We start from the raw sequence: 22,993 nt of genomic DNA, 5'->3' as shown, positions 1-22,993 counted from the left end.
GACTCCTGGCGGGCCCGAAGGCCGATGGAAAACGCGACATTGTAGGCCGAGCCGGCGCCCTGGCAGGCGCGGCGCGGACCCGCGCGCGAACCGGCGTTAAGCCATCGGCGCGGCGCAGGCCCGCAACGGCGGGCGCGACGCCTCAATCCTTGACGATCTGCGGCCGGCCGAAACCCAGGCCAGCGATGCGGGTGGCCAGCTCCGCGGCGCGGCCATGGTCTTCGGCCGCCACCCGCAGCCGCCACAGGGTGCGGCCGCCGGAGACGATGTCGCTGATGCTGGCGCCGACGATGCCGGCCGAAGCGAGCCGCGACAGCGCGCGGTTGGCGTTCTCGCGACTGGCGAAGCTGGCCACCTGCAGCAGGATGCCGAGCGGCCCGCGCGCGCTGTCGGCCTCGGCGCGCGGCGCGGTGGTGGCGACCGGCGCGGGCGGAGTCGCCGGCGTCGCCACGGCGACGGTCGGCGCTGCCGCGGCGGCCGCAGGCGCGGCAGTGGGCTTGGCCGTCGCGCCGCCACGGGATCCGCGTGCCGGCGCACTCGCCGCGGCCACGCTGGGCGCGGGCGTGGTCGGCTTGCCGGTGGCCACGCGCACGCCGCGCGACTTCATCCAGGCATCGAAGCGATCGGCATCGCCGACCCGGCCCGGCGCGTCCTGCACGCGGTAGCGCCAGCGCTCGCCTTCCGGCAGCGCCGCGGCCGTCGCGGTCGCCGCCGCGGCGGTCGGCGCGGCAACCGCGGCCACCGGAACCGCGCGCGCCGGCACGGTCGCGGCGGCGGCCACGGTGCCGCCGGCCGATCCACTCGATTTCGCCGGCAGGGTCTTCACCAGGTCGTCCATCTGCGCGGCGCGCCGCACCGCGGCCGGATCGCGCGTGGTGGCGTCGCTGCGCGCGCTGGCCAGCAGCGTCGCGGGCTGGCGGCCGGTACGGCGACGCGCCAGCAGATCACCGTTGTCGGCCGGGGTCAGTCCGCGCACTTCCACGCGGCCGGTGCCCTTGCCGGTGATGCCGAGCTTGACCGCCGCCGCGTAGCTCAGGTCGATCAGCCGGTCGTCGTGGAACGGGCCGCGGTCGTTGATCCGCACCACCACCGATTCGCCGTTGTCCAGGTTGGTGACCAGGGCGAAGCTGGGCAGCGGCAGGGTCTTGTGCGCGGCGGTGAACGCGTACATGTCGTAGACCTCGCGGTTGGAGGTCAGCCGGCCATGGAACTTGCCGCCGTAGTAGGAGGCGGTACCGCGCTCGACGTAGCTGTGCGGATCGTCGATGACCACGTACTCGCGGCCCAGCACCGTGTACGGCGAGCGGTTGCCGATCGCCGAACGCGGTTCGTCGGTGACCAGCGGCTCGGGGATGCAGGCGACGTTGGGCACGTAGTCCGGGGTGGTATCGCGCACGCCGGGCGCGTACAGGCCGCCGGCGGTGTAGTTGCCGCGCTTGGACGGGTCTTCCTTGGCCGGCGCGTAGGGCGAGGTCGACGGGCAGCCGGTGGCGACGTGCGCCGGTCCCTTGCCCTCGACGCGGATGCCAGGGCTGGCGCCGCCGGCGGTCTTCTTCGGAGCGCTGCTGCAGGCGGCCAGCGCCAGCACAGCGACGACGGGAGCGATCCGGAGCAGCGCGTTCGGGTTCATGCCGGGGGTAACTCCTTGCCGGCGATGGCCTGGGACAGTTGGTAGACGGCCATCGCGTACATCTTGGAATTGTTGTAGCGGGTGATCGCGTAGTAGTTCTGGAAGCCCAGCCAGTACTGCTTGCCGGCGCTGCCGTCGAGCGTGATCGGGGTGGCGCCGCCGGCGGTCGCCGGCACCGGCGCGGTCGGCGTGTAGCCGCGCGCGGCCAGGTCGGCCAGGGTGTAGGTCGGGGTCCAGTCGCTGGGATTGAATTCCTCGGCGCCCGGACGCAGCGTCGCCGGCACCGCGACCACGCCGTCGCGCACCCAGCCGCCCTTCTTGACGAAGTAGTTGGCGATGGACGAGAACGCGTCGTCGTAGTCGGTGAACAGGTTGCGCTTGCCGTCGCCATCGCCATCGACGGCGAACTGGCGGTAGCTGGAGGGCATGAACTGGCCCAGGCCCATCGCGCCGGCATAGCTGCCGATCAGGGTGGTGATGTCCAGGTTCTCCTCGCGGCCCAGCGCGAACAACTGGCCGAGTTCGTCGCGGAAGAACAGTTCGCGGCGCACCTCGCGCTCGAGCTTGGCCGGATCGCCGCTGCGCGGATAGCGGAACGCCAGCGTGTACAGCGCGTCCAGCACGCGGTAGGAGCCGGCGTTCTTGCCGTAGCTGGTCTCCACGCCAATGATCGCCACGATGACTTCGGCCGGCACGCCGGTGCGCGCCTGCACCCGCTGCAGTTCGTCGCGATGCGTGGCCAGGAAGGCACGGCCGCCATCGATCCGCGCCTGGCTGATGAACATCGGTCGGTATTCGCTCCACGGCTTGACCCGCTCGGCCGGGCGCGACATCGCCGCAACGATCGCATCCTTGAATTGGGCCTGTGCCAGGGTCGCCTCGATCTGTGCCGGCTCCATGCCGTACTTGGCCGCGGTATCGCGGACGAAGTTGGCGCGGGCGACCTCGAACGGCACCGGGGTCAGGTCCACCGGCGGTGCCTGCACCACTTCCGGGGCGGCCTCGGCCGGTGGTGCCGGGCGCGGCGCAGGCGGCGGCGCGCTGGCCTGCGGCGGCGACGGTGGCGCCTTGGGCTGGGTCGCGCATGCGACCAGGCCAAGCGTGAGCAGGCAAATCAGCGAGCGTCGGATCATGCCGGCAGACTACCAGATTCAAGATGAATTTCTACCAATAACGCCATGAAACAAAAGAACTTTGCCGCAGGTCAAGTGCGCCCGCAGCATTCTCTCCCAGGGCGCCTTGCACCTTCAGGGCCGCCTGCTGCTGCCGGAGCGTGAAACACCGCCTGGGATTACCCCGCGGTCGCAGCAGGCTCTCGCTGTGATGGCGCTCCCGGAACAAGTGGACGGTCAGCGGCGGAACGGCACCGGCGCGCAGGCGACATCGGCATGGGCCACGCCCGCGCGGCGCCTTTGTGGTGGCGTCTCACGCCAGGCACTCTCAACGGCGGACGTTTCGAGCGCGTCGGCGCGCGCCGCGCAACGGGCTACAGCGCCGGAAACACCGGCGCATGCGCGCAGGCCGGGACCGAGCCTGCGAGCGTGGTCGCGTAGGTGGAAGCCGCGCTGCTGTCCTCGCTCAAGCGCAGGTCGGACTGATCCACGCCGATGTGCGCGTTGCTGGCATGCAGGGCGGTGACGTCGGCGGCCACGTGCGCCAGCACCAGGTCCAGCGGCGTCGCGGCGCTGTGGCCCTGTACGGTGCTGCCCTTGCCGGCGGGCGTGTCCTGCGCGCGCAGTCCGTCGACCACGATCCCGGCAAAGGTCGGCACGCTGCCGCTGCGGCTGCCACCGTGGTCGTGGCCGTACAGCGGCGTGATCACCAGCGGCCTGGCCACGCCGAACAGGCAGGTGTTGCGGTAGAGCACGTCGCGCACCGGGCCGCCCTTGGCCAGGCCGGTCTTGATGCGCAGGCCGTTGTTATCGGTGGCGACGATGCCGTCGGCGTCATGACCGACCACGCTGTTGCCGTCCACCAGCACGTTGCCGACGCCGTACATCACCTCGCTGCCGATGGAGATGCCGTGGGTGCCGTAGAAGCGCGAGTCGCGCACGGTGATGTCGGCCGAGCGCGCGGCACTGGTCTTGATCGCGATGCCGTCGTCGCCGGCCATCACGTCGTTGTCGGCCAGGGTCGCGTTGCGCACGCTGTCCAGATCCAGGCCGTCGGTGTTGGGGCTGTTGGCGGGCGCCCTGACCCGCACGCCCCACACGGTGACGCCGTCGCCGCCGTGCACGAAGACGTGGAAGTACGGCGCGTCGAGCAGGTTGACGTGATAGAGCTGCAGATCGGCGACGTCCTGCGCACGGATCAGGTCGGGCGCGTTCTGGGTCTGGCCGGCGGCCTTGGCGCTGCGCGCGAACTGCCACCAGCTGTCGCTGCTGCCGAGCATCGGCAAATCGCCGCGGCCATCGATGCTGCCCTGGTGGCCGGCGGCGTCGCGCACGCCCATCACCCCCAGCGCGCGCCCCTGCAAGGTGATCAGCGCGCGGCAACCGCCGCTGCGGGCCGCCGCCTGGCCGCAGGCGTTGCGGCCCGGGACCTGATAATCGGCGGGCTGGCGCGAGGCGAACAGGGTCACGCCACTGTCGATCGCCAGCGTGGTGTTGCTGCGAATCGTCAACGGCCCGCTGAGGAAGGCAGTGCCGCGGCCGGCGCGCAACAGCACCGCGCCATGCGCGCCATCGGCGCAGCGGTCGAGCGCGGCCTGGATGCGCGCGGTGTCCGGCGGGCTGCGCTCCTGCGCATCGGCGAAGCGGCGTTGCTGCGCCTGCAAGGCGGCGTCCAGGGTCATGCACAGCGGCGGCAGGCGCGGTTCGACGACGCGGCGGGAATCGCCGGTCGCCGCCGCGCTGCCGAACGCAGCGGCGGCGAGCAGGCCGCCGAGCAGCAGCGCCGCGCGCATGCGCGAGGTCATTGCCGGAGTGCCGCCTGCGGTGGCTGCGGCGTGGCCGAGGGCGATGCAGCGGCCGGTGCATGGTGCGGCGGCGTCCGCAGTTCGGCGATGGGCTGCGCGCCGGCGGACAGCTGCTGCCAGCGGGTATCGACGATCGTCGCCAGGCCGGCCGGACGTTCGTCGAAATGGTGACCACCGTGCAACACCACGACCTCCGCACCGCGCGCGCGCAATTGCGGGCAGAGCGTATCTTTTTCCTTGTCGCCGTACACGCACAGCAATTGCGCCGCGGGAATGCGCGCCAGTTCCGGCTGCACCGGCAGCGCGTCGTCGTCATCGCCGAGATTGAGCCAACCGCGCACGCGGATCTGGAAATCGGCCTTGTGCTCCAGGCCCAGCAACGCCACCAGGCCGACCTGCTCGCGCTGCGCCGGCGGCAGCCGGTTGACCATGAACGGCAGCGTGGTGGCACCGAAGGAATAGCCGACCAGCAGGATCTTCTGCGGACGCCAGCGCTGCTGGTAGTAGGCGATGACCCGGCTCAGGTCGGCGCTGGCGCGGGCCGGCGGCTTGGCCCGCCAGAAGTAGCGCAGGCTGTCCCAGCCGACCACGGCGATGCCGCGCCGCTGCAGGGCCTCGGCCATGCCCTTGTCGATGTCGCGCCAGCCGCCGTCGCCGGACAGCACGATGGCCAGCGGCGCGCCCGGGGTCGCCGACGGCAGCTCGGTCAGCGGCAGATCGTCCAGCGCGCCGCCGCGGCCGCGCGCATGCAGGTGCGCGGCCACCCGCGCGGCCAGCGCGGCATCCACGCCGCCATCGGCCGGTGCCGCCACGGTGTCGACGAAGCCCTGCGCCGCGGTGGCGGCGGCCGTGCCGGCGCAGACCTCGGTGGGTGCCGGCGCCACGCCGATGGCGCCGCCCAGGGTCGCGGAGGGCGCCGCGCCGACGATGCGCGCGGCCAGGGTCGCGGCGGTGCCGGTCCCGGCCAAGACCGGCAGGTAATAGCTGTCGCCGTGCAATTGCCGCTGCAGCCGCCGGCTCAGCCGTTCGGCGTCGTGCCAGGCCTTGTCGCAGCCGTGGCCGCCATGGCGCAGATGCTTCAGATAGCGCTGGCCGTCGACCACCGCGACCAGCGCGCCGCTGGCGGCGATGCGCTGCGCAGCGGCCTGCCGCTGCGCCGGGCTGCCGCTGGCCAGCAGGATCACCACGCCCTGCGGCGCGCCCTGCGGATGCACCAGGGTCGTGCGGCCATAGCCGCGGACGTGCAGCGCCCCCGGCGGAAAGTAGTAGCGCAGCAGTGCGTAGCCGCTCAGGCCCAGCACCACGCTCGTCAACAGCAACACGCGCAGGAATTTCATCAATACGCATCCATCTCGGCCAACGCCGAGCATCGGGACAACCACTGGAACGGCGAGGGAGCGGCGGACGACGCGAACGGACGGGCCAGGGCCCGGATCGGCGGATGCGCTGCGTGGGGTGCCTCGGCGATGTGGGCTGGGATGGATGCGCGGGGTCGCACCTGCCTGCCCGGAAGTTCCTGCACGCGTGTGGGCCGGGGGGAGCGGCGCGCGTCACGTGGCATCGACGCGCATTGTGCGCATGCGCGACACGCGCCGCAATAATGCAGTCACCTGCCTGCAAGGGCGCGGTTAAGCCAGCGCGCAGCGGCCGCGGTGCCGCTCGCTCAGTAGCCGTGCACCGGACGGTGCGCCTTCACCGCCATCACCAGGCCCAGGCCGGCCAGCAGCGACACCGCCGAGGTGCCGCCGTAGCTCATCAGCGGCATCGGCACGCCGACCACAGGCAGCAGTCCGGAGATCATGCCGCCGTTGACCAGCACGTAGACGAAGAACGCCAGGCCGGTGGCACCGGCCAGCAGCCGCGAGAAGGTGTCGCGCGCCTGCGAGGCGATCCACAGGCAGCGCCCGATCACGATCAGGTACAGGGTCAGCACCGTGGCCACGCCGATCCAGCCGAACTCTTCGCTGAGCACGGAGAACGCGAAATCGGTGGTCTGCTCGGGAATGAAGTTCAGGTGCGACTGCGAGCCCAGACCCCAGCCCTTGCCGTGCAGGCCGCCGGAGCCGATCGCGATCTTGGACTGGATGATGTTCCAGCCGGCGCCGAGCGCGTCGTTCTCCGGATTGAGGAACATCATGATGCGGTCCTTCTGGTAGGGCCGCAGCAGCCACAACCAGGCCACCGGCGCGGCCGCGGCGACGCCGCCGACCGCGATGCCCACCCACCACCACGGCAGGCCGGCCAGCAGCAGCACGAAGCCGCCGCTGGCGGCGATCAGCACACCGGTACCGAAGTCCGGCTGCAGCATGATCAAGGCGGTAGGAATGCCGATGATCACCGCGCTGACCAGCACGGTCGGGATCCGCGGCGGCAGCGGCATGCGGTGCAGATACCAGGCCACCATCATCGGCATGCTGATCTTCAACAGCTCGGCCGGCTGCAGGTAGAACACCTTCAGGTCCAGCCACTGCCGCCCATACTTGCCGGTGCCCAGCACGAACACCGCCAACAGCGGCAGCATCGACAACGCGTAGATCATCGGTGTCCAGGCGCGCAGGCGCAGCGCCGACACCCGCGACAGGCCCCACATCGCCGCCGCACCGATCGCGAAGCGCGCGCCCTGCGCCATCACCAGGTGCATGCCGCCGGCGCTCTTGAGCACCGCCAGCCCCATCGCCATCAACGCGCCCAGCGCCAGGCACATGGGCCAGTCCAGGGTGCGGGTGAAGCGGCCGCCGATCTCGACCAGCCAGCGCAGGAAATCCTTCATCGCTCGTCCGGAATTTCGTCGGGAATCGGCGGCGGCGCGGCCTGCAGCGGCACCGCCGCGGCGTCCACCTCGGCCTGGCCGATCAGCACCGGGCGCTCACCGGCGGCCAGCGCGACCGCATCGGCCGCGGCGCGCGAACCCGGATCCTCGGCGTAGTACAGGTGGCTGCCGAAGGCGGTGGCGCCACGCAGGCTGTCCAGCGGCTCCACGCCAGGCGGCAGCCGGCCGAGCAGCCAGGCGTCGAAGATCTTGCGCGCGATCGGCGCGGCGGTACTGGCGCCGTAGCCGCCGCCTTCCACCGCGATCGCCAGGGCGATGGTGGGCTTGTCGGCCGGCGCGAAGCCTTCGAACAGCGAGCGGTGGCGCAGGTGCATCGGCAGGCTGCGCGGATCGACCGCCGCCAGCCCCTTGCGGCTGACCACCTGCGCGGTACCGGTCTTGCCGGCCATCTCGTACGGCGCGCCGATGGCGATGGCATGGCCGCTGCCGCCCGGACGCATGGTGTCCATCATGCCTTCGCGCACCGCCTGCAGGTTGCTGGGGTTGTCGCTGATCGGCTTGCTCGTGCCCGGCTGTACCGGCGCCCACGGTTGGTCGAAGGCCTCGCGCGTGGCCATCACCAGGTGCGGCGTGCGCAGTTGCCCATCGGCGAGGCCGGCGACGCCGCGCACCAGTTGCAGCGGCGTCACCTTCCAGTCGCCCTGGCCGATGGCGATGTTGACCGTGTCGCCGGGGTACCAGGCTTCCTTGCGGCTCTTGGCCTTGTATGCCGGCGACGGCACGATGCCGCCGGTCTCGCCGACCAGGTCGATGCCGGTGGGCACGCCGAAGCCGTAGCGGCTCATGTACTGGTCGACCTTGCTGATGCCCATGTCGATGGCCAGCTTGTAGTAGTAGGTGTTCACCGACTGCGCGATGGACTTGCGCAGGTCGGTCCAGCCGTGGCCGCCGCGGTGCGAGTCGCCCCAGCCGCGGCTGACCCCGGGCAGGTAGAACATGCCGGTGGAGAGGATCTTGTCCTCCGGGCGGCGGGTGCCGCTGTCCAGGCCGGCCAGGCCCATGAACGGCTTGATGGTGGAGCCGGGCGCCACGCCGCCCAGCACCAGGCGGTTGAACTGCGGCCGCGACGGGTCGCTGTTGAGCGCCTGGAAATCGGCGTGGGAGATGCCGTTGACGAACAGGTTGGGGTCGTAGGACGGCAGGCTGACCATCGCCAGGATCTCGCCGGTGCGCGGATCGATGGCGATCGCCGAGCCCTGGTAGTCGCCGAACGCGGCGACCATGGCACGCTGCAGGTCGGCGTCGATGGACAGGCGCAGGTCGGCGCCGGACTGCGCCGGCACCCGGCCGACGGTGCGGATCGCGCGGCCCTGCACGTTGGTCTCGACCTGTTCGTAGCCGACCTTGCCGCGCAGCTGTTCCTCGTAATAGCGCTCCAGCCCGGACTTGCCGATGTGGGTCAGCGCGGCGTTGCCCTCGCCCAGCGTCTCCAGGTCCTTCTCGTCGATGCGGCCGACGTAGCCGATGATGTGCGCGAACAGGTCGCCGTAGGGGTAGTGCCGGGTCAGGTAGGGTTCCAGCTCCACGCCCGGGAAGCGCCAGCGGTCCACCGCGAAGCGTGCCCGTTCCTCTTCGCTGACGCGCAGCTTCAGGGTGATCGGGCGGAAGCTGCGGCTGGCCTTGCGTGCGGCCTGGAAGCGCTCGATGTCTTCCGGCGACAGCGCGATGACCTTGCCCAGCTCGGCCAGCAACGCATCCATGTCGGCGACCTTGTCCGGGGTCACGTCGAGCCGGAACGCGGGCACGTTCTCGGCCAGCAGGCGGCCGTTACGGTCGTAGATCATGCCGCGCCCGGGCACCACCGGCCGCGGCTTGATGCGGTTGGCGTCGGAGCGGGTGGCGTAGACGTCGTGGTCCAGCACCTGCAGCTTGAAGTACCAGCCGCCCAGGCCCAGCAACGCCACCAGCACGCCGAGAAAGCCCAGTGCCGCGCGGCGCCGGAACTGCTCGGCCTCGGCGTGCGGGTTCTTCTGCGCGCGGCGCGGGTGCAAGGCCATGCTACTTGCTCCGCCGGCCCAGCCGCAGCGCGTCCAGCAGCACGAACAGCGGCGGCCACAAGGCCATGCCCAGCAGCGGCGCCCACCAGTAGTTCCACGGCAGCGTCGGCTCGCCGACCGCCAGATGCACCGCCGCGGCGACGATGCGGTCGTTGACCAGCAGGCCGCCGATCGCCAGCGCCTGCTGCGACATCGGGAAGAAGCGGATGCGCGCGCGGAAACGCTGCAGGATGAAGCTCAGGATCACCAGGCGCAGCGCCTGCTCGCCCAGCACCCCGCCGTACAGCAGATCGGCGAGCACCCCGACCGCGAAGGCGAAACCCAGCCCGACCTTGTCCGGCGTCTCGATCACCCAGTACGCCACCACCAGCGCCAGCCAGTACGGCCGCAACGGCTGCACCGCCAGCGGCAACGGCATCAGCCCCAGCAACAGCGCCACGATCACGCTGACCGGCAACACCCAGCCTTTGCTGCGCAGGCGGCTCATTGGGTGGGCTCCTTCGGAGCCGGGATTGGGGATTGGGGATTGGGGATTGGGGAAGGCCCTGGCTGCTTGGGGGTTGCGGGCGCGGCCGCAGGCCGTGCACGCGATTGGTCACTGGTGGCCCGCGAAGGCGTCGCCTGCTGAGAGGAAGACACCGGCTGCGTGGTCGCCGCCGGCATTCCATGACCATCGCCGACGCCAGTAGCGCCGCTTTTCACCAATCCCGAATCCCCAATCCCCAATCCCGTTGCCGCGGCCGAAGGCCGCAGCAACAACACATCCCGCCCGCGGTCCAGCTTCGCCGCCGGCTTCAGTTCGCCGACCAGGAAGGCGTGGGTGTCGTCCGGGCGCAGGGCGGAGATGGTGCCGACCGGGAAGCCGGCCGGGAAGCGGCCGCCCAGGCCGGAGGTGACGATCTCGTCGCCCACCTCGACGCCGGCGCTGAGCGGGATGTCGCGCAGCTCCAGGCTGCCGCCGCGGCCGTAGACGATCAGGCGCACGCCGTTGCGCGCCACCGTCACCGGCACCGCGTGGTCGGGGTCGGTCAGCAGCAGCACGGTGGAGTGCAGCGGGGTCACCGCGATCACCTGGCCCATCAGGCCGCCGGCGTCGATCACCGCCTGGCCGACGTGCACGCCATCGCGGCTGCCGGCATCGAGCACCAGCCGCTGCCGGGTCGGATCCAGGTCGATGTCCAGGATCGGCGCCAGCTGCACGTCCAGGCCGCGGCGTTCGGCCACGCCCAGCAGTTCGCGCAGCTGCGCGTTGTCCAGCGCCGCGGTCTGCAGCCGGGTCAGGCGCGCCTTGGCGATCAGCAGTTCGTTGCGCAACGCGCGATTTTCCTTGACCAGCTGCGAGTGGCTGGCCGCGTTCTCCTGCACCTGGGTGCCCAGCCGCCCCGGCAGGCCGGCCAGCGCCCAGATCGGCTGCACCAGCACCGTGGCCTGGCTGCGCAGGCGGGCCAGCCAGTCGGCCTGCGCGTCGAGCACGATCAGCACCAACGCCAGCGCCAGGTAGACCAGCAGGCGCGGCGTGCTGGCGGATTCGCCGGGGCGGGCGGTGACGGGAGGACCGGCGTAAGGAGGCACGGGCTAAAGCCGGGATTGGAGAATCGGGAGTGGAAAATCGGAAAGCGACGGCGCGCTCCCGGCGCGATCGGGCCGGGGCGCAAGCGGGCGATTAGAGACGGAGCCGGCAGTGCGGAGACGGAGGGGCCATTCTATTCCCCATTCCCGATTCCCCATTCCCGGCCTCACGCTCACTCCGGCGCGAAGAACTCGTTGCCGTGCATGTCCACCAGCTCCAGCGCACGGCCGCCGCCGCGGGCCACGCAGGTCAGCGGGTCGTCGGCGACCTGCACGTGCAGGCCGGTTTCCTCGGAGATCAGCCGGTCCAGGTCGCGCAGCAGCGCGCCGCCGCCGGTCAGCACGATGCCGCGCTCGGCGACGTCGGCGCACAGTTCCGGCGGGGTCTGCTCCAGGGCCAGCTTGACCGCCGAGACGATGCCCGACAGCGGCTCGTGCAGCGCTTCCAGCACTTCGTTGGAGTTGATCTTGATCATCTTCGGCACGCCCTCGGCGAGGTTGCGGCCGGAGATCTCCATCTCCTGCACCACCGCCTGCGGGTAGGCGCAGCCGATCTCCAGCTTGATCCGCTCGGCGGTGGCCTCGCCGATCAGCATGCCGTGGTTGCGGCGCACGTAGTTGGTGATCGACTCGTCGAAGCGGTCGCCGCCGATGCGCACCGACTGCGAATAGACGATGCCGTTCAGCGAAATGACCGCGACCTCGGTGGTACCGCCGCCGATGTCGATGACCATCGAGCCGCGCGCCTCGGTGACCGGCATGCCGGCGCCGATCGCCGCGGCCATCGGTTCCTCGATCAGGTACACGTCGCGGGCGCCGGCCTCCTCGGCCGATTCCTTGATCGCGCGGCGCTCCACCTGGGTGGAGCCGGCCGGCACGCACACCAGCACGCGCGGGCTGGGCCGCAGGAAGCGCGACTTGTGCACCTTCTTGATGAAGTGCTTCAGCATCGCCTCGGTGTAGGTGAAGTCGGCGATGACGCCGTCCTTCATCGGGCGGATGGTGGTGATATGGCCGGGAGTACGGCCGAGCATCTGCTTGGCCTCGGCGCCGACCGCCGCCACCGAGCGGGTGCCGCCGATCGCCCGGTCCTGGCGTACCGCCACCACCGACGGTTCGTTCAGCACGATGCCCTGGCCACGCACGTAGATGAGGGTGTTGGCCGTGCCCAGATCGATGGACAGGTCGTTGGAGAACATGCCGCGGAGTTTCTTGAACATCGGGGGATTGGGTCCTGGGGCGCGCCGTCGCCAGAATGGCGAAAAAATGGGCAGAAAACGAAGTCCGCTAGCCTAGCAACCCGCCTGGGTACGGGCAAGGAAAATTCTCGCTAAAACCACGCGTTGCGTGGTATCGGCGAGATCGCGATGGATCGTGGTTCTGGCCCTGCCGGGCCGCAGCCGTTACCCTTTGCGCCGCGGCGACCCCGCCCTCGCCCGCCTGAATGCGGGCTCATTCCTCCGCCAAGGCCTGCCCGATGTCTGCACTGATCTGTGGTTCCCTCGCTTACGACACCATCATGGTGTTCCCGGACCAGTTCAAGAACCACATCCTGCCGGACAAGGTGCACATCCTGAACGTGTCGTTCCTGGTGCCGCGGATGCGCCGCGAATTCGGCGGCTGCGCCGGCAACATCGCCTACAACCTGCACCTGCTGGGCGGCAATCCGATCCCGATGGGCACCGTGGGCCAGGACTTCGGCCCGTACCGGGAGCATTTCCAGGCGCTGGGCATCGACCTGTCGCGGATCAAGGTGATCGACGAACTGTTCACCCCGCAGGCGTTCATCACCACCGACCACGACAACAACCAGATCACCGCCTTCCACCCCGGCGCGATGATGCGCAGCTACGAGAACCACGTGAGGGACGTGCCGGGCGTGACCCTGGGCCTGGTCGGCCCGGACGGGCGCGAGGGCATGATCCAGAACGCCGAGGAATTCAGCGCCGGCGGCGTGCCGTTCATCTTCGATCCGGGCCAGGCCATGCCGCTGTTCAACGGCCCGGAGCTGCGCCAATTCATCGAGCAGGCCGACTACGTGGTGGTCAACGACTACGAGTCCAACCTGCTGCAGGAACGCACCGGCTGGGACGAGAAGGACATCGTCTCGCGCGTGCAGGCCTACATCACCACCCAGGGCCCGAAGGGCGCACTGGTGCACACCCCCGAGAAGACCTACGACATCCCGCCGGCGCACGAGCGCCGCGTGGTCGACCCGACCGGCTGCGGCGACGCCTTCCGCGCCGGCCTGATCTTCGGCATCCAGCGCGGCTGCGACTGGCTGACCATCGGCCGGATGGGCAATCTGATGGGCGCCCTGAAGGTCGAACACCCCGGCACCCAGAACCAGCGCTTCGACTTCGACGAGTTCAACGACCAGTTCAAGCAGCAGTTCGGTTACGCCTTGTAAAGGCGGGAGTGGGGAGTCGGGATTGGGGATTCGTAAAAGCTGGCCCCTGGCGCCTTGAGTCCATGAAGAACCGCGCGATCGCGCGGTTTTTTCGTTTGGCCTAACGGGCAAAGAAGCAGCCCCAGCCAAGCCGCTCTTACCAATCCCCAATCCCGATTCCCCACTCCCGGCTTTTGCTGCACTGCGGGTTGAGCACGGACCCCGTTTGTGCGTCACTTGCGTCAGGGGCCCCCTGGGGGGACGAGAGCGCGCCCATGTCCGAGTCGACTGTCGCCAACCTCGCGCACGCCGCTGTCGCACCCGTGCAGGACGCCGACTGTGCGCCGCTCGCGCGTATGCGCCAGTTTCGCCAGATCGAGACCTTGCCACCCGCCCTGGCGCGCTCGTGGCGGCGCTGCCTCGACGACTACGGCCTGGATCCGGATACCCATCCCTCGCCGATGGTCCACGACAACGGCGAGCTGCGCGAGCGCCAGCAGCGGCTGGAGGCGCTGCTGCGCATCGCCAAGGTGGAGATGGAGAACCTCTACGAGCAGATCGCCGGCGGCAGCTATGCGGTGGTGTTCGCCGACACCGAGGCCACCGTGCTGCACAGCGTGCAGGATCCGGCGCTGCTGCGTGCGTTCCGCGAAACCGGGCTGTTCTGCGGCGCCAGTTGGGCCGAACGCTACCAGGGCACCAACGGCATCGGCACCTGCGCGGTCGAGGGCAGCGCGCTGAGCGTGCACCGTGGCGAACATTATCTGGAGCGGCATCTGCCGCTCTCGTGCAGCGGCGCGCCGATCCTGGATCCGCAGGGCAACTTGCTGGCGGTGCTGGACGCGTCCACGCCCGACGCGCGCGACACCAGGCTGGTGCAGTGCCATACCGGCGCATTGGTGCGCATGTCGGCGGCGCAGATCGCCCGCGCGTACTTCCTGGAGCAGTACCGGCATGCGTGGATCCTGCGCTTCCATAGCCGCCCGGAGTTCGCCGGGTTGCTGCACGAGGCGCTGATCGCAGTCGGCGCCGACGGCCGCGTACTCGCGGTCAACGAGGCGACGCTGGAACAGCTGGGCAAGCCCGACCGCTCGCCGCTGGTCGGGCGCGATATCGCCCAGGTGATGCAACTGGATTTCGATACGCTGGAGCAGCGCGCGCGCAACGACGCCAGCACCCTGTGGTCGATCCGTTGCGCCTGCCACGGCCGCCGCTTCTTCGCCCTGGCGCAGCCGCCACGCGCGCGCAGCACTGCCGGCCGCACGCGCGCCGCGGGCGAGGATGGCCAGGCCGCGCGCGCCAACGACCATGTCGGCTCCGATCCGCGCATGCTGCACAACCTGGACAATGCGTTGAAGCTGGCCAAACACCGCGTGTCGATCCTGCTGTGCGGGGCCACCGGCACCGGCAAGGAAGAGTTCGCCAAGGCGGTGCACCGCAGCTCGCCCTGGGCCGACCGGCCGTTCGTGGCGGTGAACTGCGCGGCGATTCCGGAAGCGCTGATCGAGAGCGAACTGTTCGGCTATGCGCGCGGCGCCTTCACCGATGCCGCGCGCGAGGGACGCCACGGCAAGCTGCTGCAGGCCAGCGGCGGCACCTTGTTCCTGGACGAGATCGGCGACATGCCGCTGCCCTTGCAGACGCGCCTGCTGCGCGTGCTGGAGGACCAGAGCGTGACGCCATTGGGCAGCGACCGCGCGATGCCGCTGGAACTGCATGTGATCAGTGCCAGCCACCGCGACCTGGCGCAGATGGTCGGCAGCGGCGGCTTCCGCGAAGACCTGTACTACCGCCTCAACGGCGTGGTGCTGCACCTGCCGCCGTTGCGTGAGCGCAGCGACAAGGCCGAACTGATCCGCACCCTGTTGCGCGAAGAGAGCGGCGAGCAGCCGGTGCGCATCAGCGAGGATGCCCTGCACAAGCTGCTCAGCTATGCCTGGCCCGGCAACCTGCGGCAGTTGCGCAACGTGCTGCGCACCGCCGCGGTGCTGTGCGCCGATGGCGTCATCCGCATTCCCAACCTGCCGCAGGAGATCGTCGACGCCGACAGTGGGCCGTGCCTGCTCGGCGACGATGCGCACGCCGCCGACGGCGTGCCTGGCCGTGTCGCCCTGGACAGCGCCGAACGCAGCGTGCTACAGCAACAGCTCGAGCGTCATCGCTGGAACGTCAGCCGTACCGCCGATGCGCTGGGCATCAGCCGCAACACCTTGTATCGCAAGCTGCGCAAGCATGGGTTGGCGACGGTGAGCTGAGGAGGACTTACACGTTGCGGGTCTTGCCTGCGAGTTGCGAATGAAGCCTTGCCTGTTATGTTTTGCCAAGCAGCTGGCGCTACGATTGCCACGGGAAACGCAAGTCCCAACCTCTGAGGAGGCTGGATGATGCCTGGCTTCGATGTCGCGACTGAAGTCGCTCCTACGACAACAGCCGGCGAATCGATTGGGCGACACAACCTGTGGGAGGCACTTCAGTCCCGACTGCTATCGGAGCCAGATAGGTTCTGGCTCCGAGGTCGCGGCTGAAGCCGCTCCTACATGGGTTTCGCGCTTGGTACCGGCGCAGCGTTTCCTGTAGGAGCGGCTTCAGCCGCGACGGTCACCGGAGCCTAGCGGCTCGCGGCCACGGTAAGGCAAATGGCACGAAGTCCATCAGCGCCGACGCCAACCACGCGACGCGCGCTAGAAACGCCAGCGCAAACCGACCTGGTATTGCCGCGGGGCGCCAGGCGCGACGAAGCGCGAGGGGCCGTCTTCGACCGCGGCGTCCTGCGGGCGTGCCAGTGTGCCGCCCGGGAACAGGTCCTCGGCGATCGCCGCATAGGTTTCGTAGCGGCGGTCGAAGACGTTGTTGATCCGCAGGTACAGCGACAACCCGTCGGCCAGTTCCCAGGTGCCGTGCAGGTCGAGCAAGGCATAGCCGCCGGTGGACAGGTCGTGGCGCGCGGGTGCCTCGCCGTCCTCGGGATCCTCGACCAGGCCGTCCTCGTTGCCGCTGGCCACGCGCCGCGACACCGCGCGCAGGTCCGCGCCCAGCGACAATTGCGCCAGCGCCTGCCAGTCCATGCCCAGCTTCAGCGTGCTGCGCGGCAGGCCGGCGATGCGCGTGCCCGGACGCAATGTCACCGTGCGCTCGCCCGACAGCAATTCGCCGGCACTGCGGTAGGTGGCGTCCAGATAGCTGTAACCAGCGAACCAGCGCAGCGCGCCGTGGCTGCCGCGGTAGCTGAGGTCGGCGCCCTGGTAGCGGGTACGGCCGACGTTGTCGAAATAGCCCTGCTGGGAATTGGGCGCGCGCAGGAACAGGATGTCGTCGCGGTTGTCGGCGCGGTACAGCGAGGCGTTCAGCGTCTGCGCCGGCGACGGATTCCAGCGCAGGCCGACCTCGTAGGTGCGCGAGACGATCTGCTCCAGGCGCGGATCGGCCTGCAGCCCGGTCGGCAGCCGGCACGGTTGTTCCGGGTCGGCGCAGCCGAGTTCGATCGCGGTCGGTGCACGGCTGTTCTGCGAGGCCGAGGCGAACGCGGTGAAGCCGCTGCCCAGGCGCTGGGTGATGCCCAGCGAGGGATTGGCCTTGGCGAACACGAAGCGTTCGCGCGGCAGCACACCGTCGTCGCCGGTGGACAAGGTATTGGCGACGGCGACGCGGTTCCAGCGCAGCGCGGCGTTGAGGTGGGTGGCCTCGCCCAGTTCCCAGGTATCGGCAGCGAACAGGCCCAGGGTGCTGCTGCGGCCGTCGACGCCGGAGAAGAACGCCCGCTCCTCGCCCGGATCTGCGACCACCGACCGGTCGTCCTGCACGAACGCCTCCTGCTCGTACTGGCGGTAGCGCACGCGGTTACGGTCGTAGGTGGCGCCGATGCTCAGCGCGTGCGCGCCGGCCTGGTGGCTGAAGTTCAGCGCCACGCCCTCGGCGTGCTGGCGCATCTGCGTGGTGTTGAGCACGCCGCTGTGCAGCGCGTCGGCATCGGCGCGCGAGACCGTGCAGCCCGCATCCCGCGGCGTGCCGTCGGCGGCATAGCCGTCGGCGCAGTCGTCGACGAATGCCTCGTAGTCGTCGTTGATGTCGCCATTGACGGTGTCGCGGCGCCCCTGCCGGTAGTAGGCCAGCAGGTGCAGCGCAGTGCGTTCGTCGAAGCGATGGTCGAACTGCCCGGTCAGCAGCGTGTTGCGGTTGCGGGTCAGGTCGGGCGAGGTGTAGACCGCGGCGCGGTCGGCTTCGTACAACCCGGGCTCGGTGCCCTCGTCGGTGTAGCGATGGCTGGGCAGCAGGCCATTGCCGACCAGGCGGCTGCGCCCGTGCAGCAGCGACACGTCCCAGTCCGTGCTGTCGCCCTGCCGGCCGAGCTTGCCGAACACGGTGCCCAGGCGGCCGGCGGAGGCGTCGCGCCAGCCGTTCTCGTCGAAGCCGGTGACCGCGACGAAGGCATGCAGGCCGTCGCGGCCGGCGTAGCCGTACGACGCATCCAGACGCTTGCGCGCGCCGCTGCCCATCGACAGGTCGGCGCGCAGGCCCGGTGCGGTCAGGCCGGACTGGGTGGTGAAGGCCAGCGCGCCGCCCAGCGTGTTGGGACCGAACAGCGGGTTGGAACCCGGCATCAGCGCCACGCTGCGGATGGCCGCCTCCGGCATCATGTCCCAACTGACGATGTCGGCGAACGGCTCGTTCATGCGCACGCCGTCCAGGTACACCGACACGCCCTGCGAGGCACCCGGCAGCGCCGAGGCGCGGAAGCCGCGGAAGGTCAGATCGGTCTGGAACGGGCTGCCCTGCACCTCGTTGGTGTCCACGCCGTTCATCTCGCGCAGCAGGAAGTCGGTGAGGTTGCCGGCCTGGCTACGCGCGATGTCGTCGGCATTGGCGGTCTGCACCGTGTACGGCAACAGGTCGGCATCGATGAGCGTGCCGGGAATCGGCGTGGCGGTGACCTCGACCCGGTCCAGCGCGGTGATCTGCGCATCGTCGGCGTTGACCGTGGTTTGCGCGCGCGCGGGTGCGGCGAGCAGGCCGATGGCGGTGGCGACGGCCAGCGCGAGCAGGTTTGCCGACGGGAGGCTGCGTCCGTGGATGCGGGTCATGCCAACTCCTTGCGTGTCAGTAAAGAACGATCGATTTGATGCCACGGCCGGCGCGCATGGTCTCGAAGCCGCGATTGATGTGGTCCAGCGGCAGGGTTTCGCTGATCAGTTCGTCGATGCGGATCTCGCCGGCCAGGTAGCGCTCGGCGTACGCGGGCAATTCGCTGCGGCCCTTGACCCCGCCGAACGCGCTGCCGCGCCAGGCGCGACCGGTGACCAGTTGCAGCGGGCGCGTGCTGATCTCCTGCGCGCTCGGCGCCACGCCGAGGATGATGCTTTCGCCCCAGCCCTTGTGGCAGCACTCCAGCGCCGCGCGCATCGCGCGCACATCGCCCACGCAGGCGAAACTGTGGTCGGCGCCGCCGTCGGTGAGGTCGACGATGACCTGCTGCACCGGTGCGCCGAAATCCTTCGGGTCCAGGCAATCGGTGGCGCCCAGCGCGCGCGCCAGCGGGAACTTGTCGCGGTTGATGTCGACCACGATGATGCGTTCGGCGCGCGCCATCACCGCGCCCTGCACCACCGACAGGCCGATGCCACCGAGCCCGAACACCGCCACGCTCTCGCCCGGACGCACCCGCGCGGTGTTGAGCACCGCGCCGATGCCGGTGGTGACCGTGCAGCCGAGCAGGCAGACCTTGTCCAGCGGCGCGGACGGATGGATCCTGGCCACCGCGATCTCCGGCAGCACGGTGTACTCGGCGAAGGTGCTGGTGCCCATGTAGTGCAGCAGCGGGCGACCGTGCAGCGAGAAGCGGCTGCTGCCGTCGGGCATCAGCCCGCGCTCCTGGCTGCTGCGGATCGCCTGGCACAGGTTGGTGCGGTTGGAACGGCAGTACTTGCACACGCCGCATTCGGGCATGTACAGCGGGATCACGTGATCGCCCGGACGCACGCTGCTGACGCCGATACCGATCTCCTCGACCACGCCGGCGCCTTCCTGGCCCAGGATCACCGGGAACGCCGCCTCGGCATCGACGCCGGACAAGGCGATCTCGTCGCTGTGGCAGATGCCGCTGGCGACCATGCGCACCAGCACCTCGCCGGCCTTGGGCGGCTGCAGATCCACCTCCTCGATGGCCAGCGGCTGGTTCGCCGCCCAGGCGACCGCGGCTCGCGTCTTCATTCCGGCTCTCCCCGCCTCCCCGTCGCGGCGCCCACTGGCGCCGCTCGCCTCACGTCATTGCGCCACGACCACACCCCACGGCATCTCGCCCACCGCGATCTGCTTGATCTCCTTCATCGCCGCCGTGTCGATCACGCTGACGCTGTTGGAACGGCCGTTGGCCACGTACAGCTTCTTGCCGTCCGCACTCAGCGCCGGATTCCACGGACGCTGCCCGACCGGGATCTCCGCCAACGCACGGCGCGCGGCCGGGTCGATCACGCTGACCGTGCCGGCACCGTTGGACGCGTACACGCGGCTGCCGTCGCGGGCGATGGCGATGCCGGCGGTACGCTGCCCCGCCTGGATACTGGCCACGCGCTTGCGTGCGGCCAGGTCGATCACGTCGACCACGTTGGCCGCTTCCTGCGCCACATAGGCCGTCTTGCCGTCGGGCGCGAACGCCATGCCGCGCGGATGGCCACTGGTGGCGATGACGCCGGTGGAGGTGCCGGCCTTGACGTCGATCACGTCCAGGTCGTTGGAGCCTTCGTTGCTGGTCAGCAGCAGCGCGCCGTCCGGGGTGTAGACGCAATGTTCCGGCGCCTGGCCGCGGGTGGCGATATGCGCGCCGATCGCGAAACTGGCCGGATCGATCAGCATCACCTGGTTCTGCCCTTCCACGCACACCGCCAGCTGGCGGCCATCCGGCGCCACGGCGACGCCTTCGGCGTTCTCGCCGATGTCGACGCTGCGCAGCACGCGGTCCTGCACGGTATCCAGTTCCAGCAGGCGATGACCCTGCGCGTCGATGACGTACAGATGCCCAGCCGGTCCCGGCACCACCTGCTGCAGGCGCTTGCCGAGCTGGCCCTGCGCCGACAGCGTGCGCACCACGCGATCGCTGCCGGTGTCGATCACCGAGATGGTGCCGCTGCGCTGGTTCGGCACGTAGGCCAGGGCCGCGGCGCTGGTCGCAGGCGCGGGCGCGGCCGCCGCGGCGTCGGTGCCTGCGGCCGGTGCCGACGTGCGCTGGCAGGCCGCGGCGACCAGCGACAGCGCGACGACGGCGGACAGACGCCACGCATTCCTCATTGCGCGGCGCCCGCGGTCTTGTTGATGGAATGGATGAAGGCCAGCAGCTTCTCGGTATCGCCCGACTTGAGCACCGGCCCGAACGGCGGCATCTGCCCGACCACCTTCTCGTGGCCGATCCGGGTCTTGCCGTGCGCGGTCATGCCGGCGGTGCCTTCGGTGATCAGCGCGCGCAAGGTGTCGTCATCGTTGCCATACACCCAGATGTCGTTGGTCAGCGGCGGGCACATGCCACCACCACCGGTGCCGCCGTGGCAGGCGGTGCAGCCGGCGGAGTTGAAGATCGCCTTGCCTTCGGCGACCAGCTCCGGGGTGACCTTGACCGGCGGCCCCTTCGGAATCGGCGTCACCGCCGCAGCGGGTGCCGGTGCGGCGGCGGCGGGCGCGGGCGCGGCTGCCGCCGGTGCGGAGGCCGGTGCAGACGCGGGCGCCGGTGCGGGCGTGGCCGCCGGCGCGGGCGGCGTTTCCTGCTTGCCGCAGGCGGCCAGCAGCAAGAGCGAGGCGAACAGGGACAGGGGCAGCAGCGCGGAGACGGCGCGACGACGGATGGAAGCAGGACGCATGGGGACAACACCTTTGCGGAATGCACGATGGGAAGAGCAGGCCGCGCGAGCGGCATGTGCGGGACGACAGGAAGCGGTCATTGCGTGCGTCGGTGCTGGGCCTCCGTCAGCAGGTGGGCGAGTTCGGCATTGCCGCGCTGCTGGGCCAGCGCCGCCGGGGTCTTGCCGTCGGCATCGCGCGTATCGGCGCTGGCGCCGGCGGCGAGCAGGCGCCGGGCGCTGTCCTCGCGCCCGGCCGCGGCGGCCAGCATCAACGGCGTGACGCCGGCGCGGTTCGCACGGTCGGCGTCGGCGCCGCGCTTGAGCAGCAGGTCGAGGATCTTCGGATCGTTGCGCGCCACCGCGAACATCACCGGGGTGAAGCCGGCCGGGTTGGCGCGACGCACGCTGGCGCCAGCGTCGAGCAATGCCTGCACCAGGTCGGCATCGGCGTAGGAGATCGCCAGGTCCAGCGGCGTCCAGCCATCGGTGGACACCGCATCGACCTTGGCGCCATGCGCCAGCAACTGCGCGGCGCTCTTGCCGTCGTTGGACCAGGCCGCCTTCATCAGCGGCGTCCAGCCACTGCTGTCGTGGCTTTCGACCTTGGCAGCGGCCGCCAGCAGCTCGCCGACCAACAGCGGCGCCTGGTTACGGATTGCCTGCTGCAGCGGCGGCTCGCCGAGCAGGTTGGGTTTGTCGGCGCTGGCGCCATGGCGCAGCAGCCAGGCCACGCGCACGCCGTCGCCGGCATCCAGCGCGTGCGCCAGCTCCTCGTTGGGATCGGCACCGCCGGCGATGCGCAACTGCAGTTGCGCCAGCATGTCCGACGAGGCCTGCGCGCTCGGCGTGTCGTCCTGGTCGGCGGGCGCCGCATAGGGGCCGTGCGAGCGCAGGTCGCCGGCGACGATGCAATCGGCGCAGGCCACCAGCGGCACGTGGTAGTCGCGCAGGATCGCGTCGATCTTGCCGGCGCTGCGCTGCATCGCCTCATTCAGCGCATCGCGCAGTGCCGCGTTCTTGCGCGACACCGCCCACGCCATCGAATACTCCAGCACCTCGTTGTCGATGACGTTCAACGGCACCACGCCGAGGCCGCCGCGCGCGGCGTAGTAGCCGGCCACCGGGCCCCAGGATTCGGCGGCATCGAGCTTGCCGGCGGCGACTTGCTCGGCGAGCTTGCCGGGATGCTCCTGCGGCGCGCTGGCCGAATCGTAGAACAGGTATTGCACCTCGCCCTGCACGCCATGGTCGAACAGCGCCTGCCGCGCCGGCGAACTCTGGAACACGCCGACCTTGAGTTTCTTCAACGCCGGATCGTCCAGCGAGGCCGGGCGCAGTGCCAGGCCCTTGCGGGTGACCAGCACATAGGTGGAGCGATACAGCGGGCGCGTGGGCAGGCCCATCTCGAAATCGCTGTTCATGTCCATCAGCACGTCGCAACGCCCGGCGTTGATCGTGCTGCGCGCCAGGCCGCGCTGGTAATAGCTGCGCCATTCGTACTCCAGGCGCCGGCCCATCTCCGCGGCCACCACCTGGGCGATCTTGTTCTGGAACCCCTCGCCTGCGCGATCGGACAACGGCATGTTGCCGGGATCGGCGCAAACCCGCAGCACCGGCGCATTGGCCGGCAGCGTGGCGGCGGGCGCGGCGGAGGCCGGCGCCGTAGTGGCGGCTGGGGCAGCAGGAGCGCGAGCCGTCGCGGACGACGGCTCGCGCGTGCAACCTGCGGCGACGAGTCCGAGGCTGCACAACAGCAACACGGCGCGCGCGCCCGCAGGCAGGCGCCACGAGCCGGGCGCCATGCGGCACCCGCTCGTACCCTGGACGCGGCGCCGCCG

The 22,993-nt window shown here is 70.3% G+C and carries 16 protein-coding genes; 2 read left to right on the top strand and 14 right to left on the bottom strand.

Annotation, left to right across the window (positions count from 1 at the left end; all coding sequences use genetic code 11):
- Nucleotides 1-142: 142 nt before the first annotated feature.
- The 9 genes from FHR66_RS13750 to FHR66_RS13710 all read right to left on the bottom strand — a co-directional run bounded on the left by FHR66_RS13750 (nt 143) and on the right by FHR66_RS13710 (nt 12,163).
- Nucleotides 143-1,630 (bottom strand): septal ring lytic transglycosylase RlpA family protein, encoded by a 1,488-nt coding sequence (locus FHR66_RS13750; protein WP_160966745.1) that lies wholly within the window; start codon nt 1,628-1,630, stop codon nt 143-145.
- Nucleotides 1,627-2,763 (bottom strand): lytic murein transglycosylase B, encoded by a 1,137-nt coding sequence (mltB, locus tag FHR66_RS13745; protein ID WP_160966743.1) that lies wholly within the window; start codon nt 2,761-2,763, stop codon nt 1,627-1,629. Before mltB ends, FHR66_RS13750 begins: the two co-directional genes overlap by 4 nt.
- A gap of 353 nt (nt 2,764-3,116) precedes the next feature.
- Nucleotides 3,117-4,547: a glycoside hydrolase family 28 protein gene (locus FHR66_RS13740; protein WP_456361761.1), complete on the bottom strand. Its 1,431-nt coding sequence runs from the start codon at nt 4,545-4,547 to the stop codon at nt 3,117-3,119.
- Nucleotides 4,544-5,884, bottom strand: a complete 1,341-nt coding sequence (locus FHR66_RS13735; RefSeq protein WP_160966741.1) for a virulence factor family protein — start codon at nt 5,882-5,884, stop codon at nt 4,544-4,546. The genes FHR66_RS13740 and FHR66_RS13735 overlap by 4 nt, the downstream gene beginning before the upstream one ends.
- 326 nt (nt 5,885-6,210) lie before the next feature.
- On the bottom strand, nt 6,211-7,317 hold the full coding sequence (gene rodA / locus FHR66_RS13730; protein WP_160966739.1) for a rod shape-determining protein RodA: 1,107 nt from the start codon (nt 7,315-7,317) through the stop codon (nt 6,211-6,213).
- The gene (gene mrdA / locus FHR66_RS13725; protein ID WP_160966737.1) at nt 7,314-9,374 is read right to left on the bottom strand and encodes a penicillin-binding protein 2; all 2,061 of its coding nucleotides are present in this window, start codon (nt 9,372-9,374) and stop codon (nt 7,314-7,316) included. The genes rodA and mrdA overlap by 4 nt, the downstream gene beginning before the upstream one ends.
- A 1-nt stretch (nt 9,375) precedes the next feature.
- Nucleotides 9,376-9,861 (bottom strand): rod shape-determining protein MreD, encoded by a 486-nt coding sequence (gene mreD / locus FHR66_RS13720; protein ID WP_048491037.1) that lies wholly within the window; start codon nt 9,859-9,861, stop codon nt 9,376-9,378.
- The gene (gene mreC / locus FHR66_RS13715; RefSeq protein WP_167087875.1) at nt 9,858-10,946 is read right to left on the bottom strand and encodes a rod shape-determining protein MreC; all 1,089 of its coding nucleotides are present in this window, start codon (nt 10,944-10,946) and stop codon (nt 9,858-9,860) included. Before mreC ends, mreD begins: the two co-directional genes overlap by 4 nt.
- A 170-nt stretch (nt 10,947-11,116) precedes the next feature.
- On the bottom strand, nt 11,117-12,163 hold the full coding sequence (locus FHR66_RS13710; RefSeq protein ID WP_010343692.1) for a rod shape-determining protein: 1,047 nt from the start codon (nt 12,161-12,163) through the stop codon (nt 11,117-11,119).
- 257 nt (nt 12,164-12,420) lie between these two features.
- On the opposite strand from FHR66_RS13710, the gene FHR66_RS13705 reads away from it, so the two are divergent.
- Together FHR66_RS13705 and FHR66_RS13700 are read left to right on the top strand one after the other, a co-directional pair.
- Complete coding sequence (locus tag FHR66_RS13705; protein ID WP_160970804.1) at nt 12,421-13,353, top strand: carbohydrate kinase family protein; 933 nt, start codon at nt 12,421-12,423, stop codon at nt 13,351-13,353.
- A 254-nt stretch (nt 13,354-13,607) separates the two neighbouring features.
- Nucleotides 13,608-15,587 (top strand): sigma-54-dependent Fis family transcriptional regulator, encoded by a 1,980-nt coding sequence (locus FHR66_RS13700; RefSeq protein WP_160970806.1) that lies wholly within the window; start codon nt 13,608-13,610, stop codon nt 15,585-15,587.
- Nucleotides 15,588-16,013: 426 nt separating this feature from the next.
- On the opposite strand, the gene FHR66_RS13695 is transcribed toward FHR66_RS13700, so the two are convergent.
- The 5 genes from FHR66_RS13695 to FHR66_RS13675 form a co-directional block, all read right to left on the bottom strand.
- The gene (locus tag FHR66_RS13695; RefSeq protein WP_160970808.1) at nt 16,014-18,410 is read right to left on the bottom strand and encodes a TonB-dependent receptor; all 2,397 of its coding nucleotides are present in this window, start codon (nt 18,408-18,410) and stop codon (nt 16,014-16,016) included.
- A 16-nt stretch (nt 18,411-18,426) separates the two neighbouring features.
- A complete protein-coding gene (locus tag FHR66_RS13690) occupies nt 18,427-19,536 on the bottom strand; it encodes an S-(hydroxymethyl)glutathione dehydrogenase/class III alcohol dehydrogenase (RefSeq protein ID WP_160970810.1) in 1,110 nt (369 codons plus the stop codon).
- A gap of 54 nt (nt 19,537-19,590) precedes the next feature.
- Entirely contained in the window at nt 19,591-20,610 is a 1,020-nt protein-coding gene (locus FHR66_RS13685) for a beta-propeller fold lactonase family protein (RefSeq protein WP_160970812.1), read from the bottom strand.
- Nucleotides 20,607-21,173: a c-type cytochrome gene (locus FHR66_RS13680; protein WP_160970814.1), complete on the bottom strand. Its 567-nt coding sequence runs from the start codon at nt 21,171-21,173 to the stop codon at nt 20,607-20,609. Before FHR66_RS13680 ends, FHR66_RS13685 begins: the two co-directional genes overlap by 4 nt.
- Nucleotides 21,174-21,250: 77 nt before the next feature.
- Nucleotides 21,251-22,957, bottom strand: coding sequence for a quinoprotein dehydrogenase-associated putative ABC transporter substrate-binding protein (locus FHR66_RS13675; protein WP_202394994.1), 1,707 nt, complete (start codon nt 22,955-22,957; stop codon nt 21,251-21,253).
- Nucleotides 22,958-22,993 lie beyond the last annotated feature (36 nt).

The sequence above is a fragment of the Xanthomonas sp. F4 genome, from assembly GCF_011761895.1.
Note: the sequence above shows the minus strand (reverse complement) of the source record. Positions and strands in the feature narration are given on the sequence as shown.

Coding starts and splice junctions, on each gene's coding strand:
- FHR66_RS13750 (WP_160966745.1), bottom strand. CDS start 1,630: ATGAACCCGAACGCGCTGCTCCGGATCGCTCCCGTCGTCGCTGTGCTG.
- mltB (WP_160966743.1), bottom strand. CDS start 2,763: ATGATCCGACGCTCGCTGATTTGCCTGCTCACGCTTGGCCTGGTCGCA.
- FHR66_RS13740 (WP_456361761.1), bottom strand. CDS start 4,547: ATGACCTCGCGCATGCGCGCGGCGCTGCTGCTCGGCGGCCTGCTCGCC.
- FHR66_RS13735 (WP_160966741.1), bottom strand. CDS start 5,884: ATGAAATTCCTGCGCGTGTTGCTGTTGACGAGCGTGGTGCTGGGCCTG.
- rodA (WP_160966739.1), bottom strand. CDS start 7,317: ATGAAGGATTTCCTGCGCTGGCTGGTCGAGATCGGCGGCCGCTTCACC.
- mrdA (WP_160966737.1), bottom strand. CDS start 9,374: ATGGCCTTGCACCCGCGCCGCGCGCAGAAGAACCCGCACGCCGAGGCC.
- mreD (WP_048491037.1), bottom strand. CDS start 9,861: ATGAGCCGCCTGCGCAGCAAAGGCTGGGTGTTGCCGGTCAGCGTGATC.
- FHR66_RS13710 (WP_010343692.1), bottom strand. CDS start 12,163: ATGTTCAAGAAACTCCGCGGCATGTTCTCCAACGACCTGTCCATCGAT.
- FHR66_RS13705 (WP_160970804.1), top strand. CDS start 12,421: ATGTCTGCACTGATCTGTGGTTCCCTCGCTTACGACACCATCATGGTG.
- FHR66_RS13700 (WP_160970806.1), top strand. CDS start 13,608: ATGTCCGAGTCGACTGTCGCCAACCTCGCGCACGCCGCTGTCGCACCC.
- FHR66_RS13695 (WP_160970808.1), bottom strand. CDS start 18,410: ATGACCCGCATCCACGGACGCAGCCTCCCGTCGGCAAACCTGCTCGCG.
- FHR66_RS13690 (WP_160970810.1), bottom strand. CDS start 19,536: ATGAAGACGCGAGCCGCGGTCGCCTGGGCGGCGAACCAGCCGCTGGCC.
- FHR66_RS13685 (WP_160970812.1), bottom strand. CDS start 20,610: ATGAGGAATGCGTGGCGTCTGTCCGCCGTCGTCGCGCTGTCGCTGGTC.
- FHR66_RS13680 (WP_160970814.1), bottom strand. CDS start 21,173: ATGCGTCCTGCTTCCATCCGTCGTCGCGCCGTCTCCGCGCTGCTGCCC.
- FHR66_RS13675 (WP_202394994.1), bottom strand. CDS start 22,957: ATGGCGCCCGGCTCGTGGCGCCTGCCTGCGGGCGCGCGCGCCGTGTTG.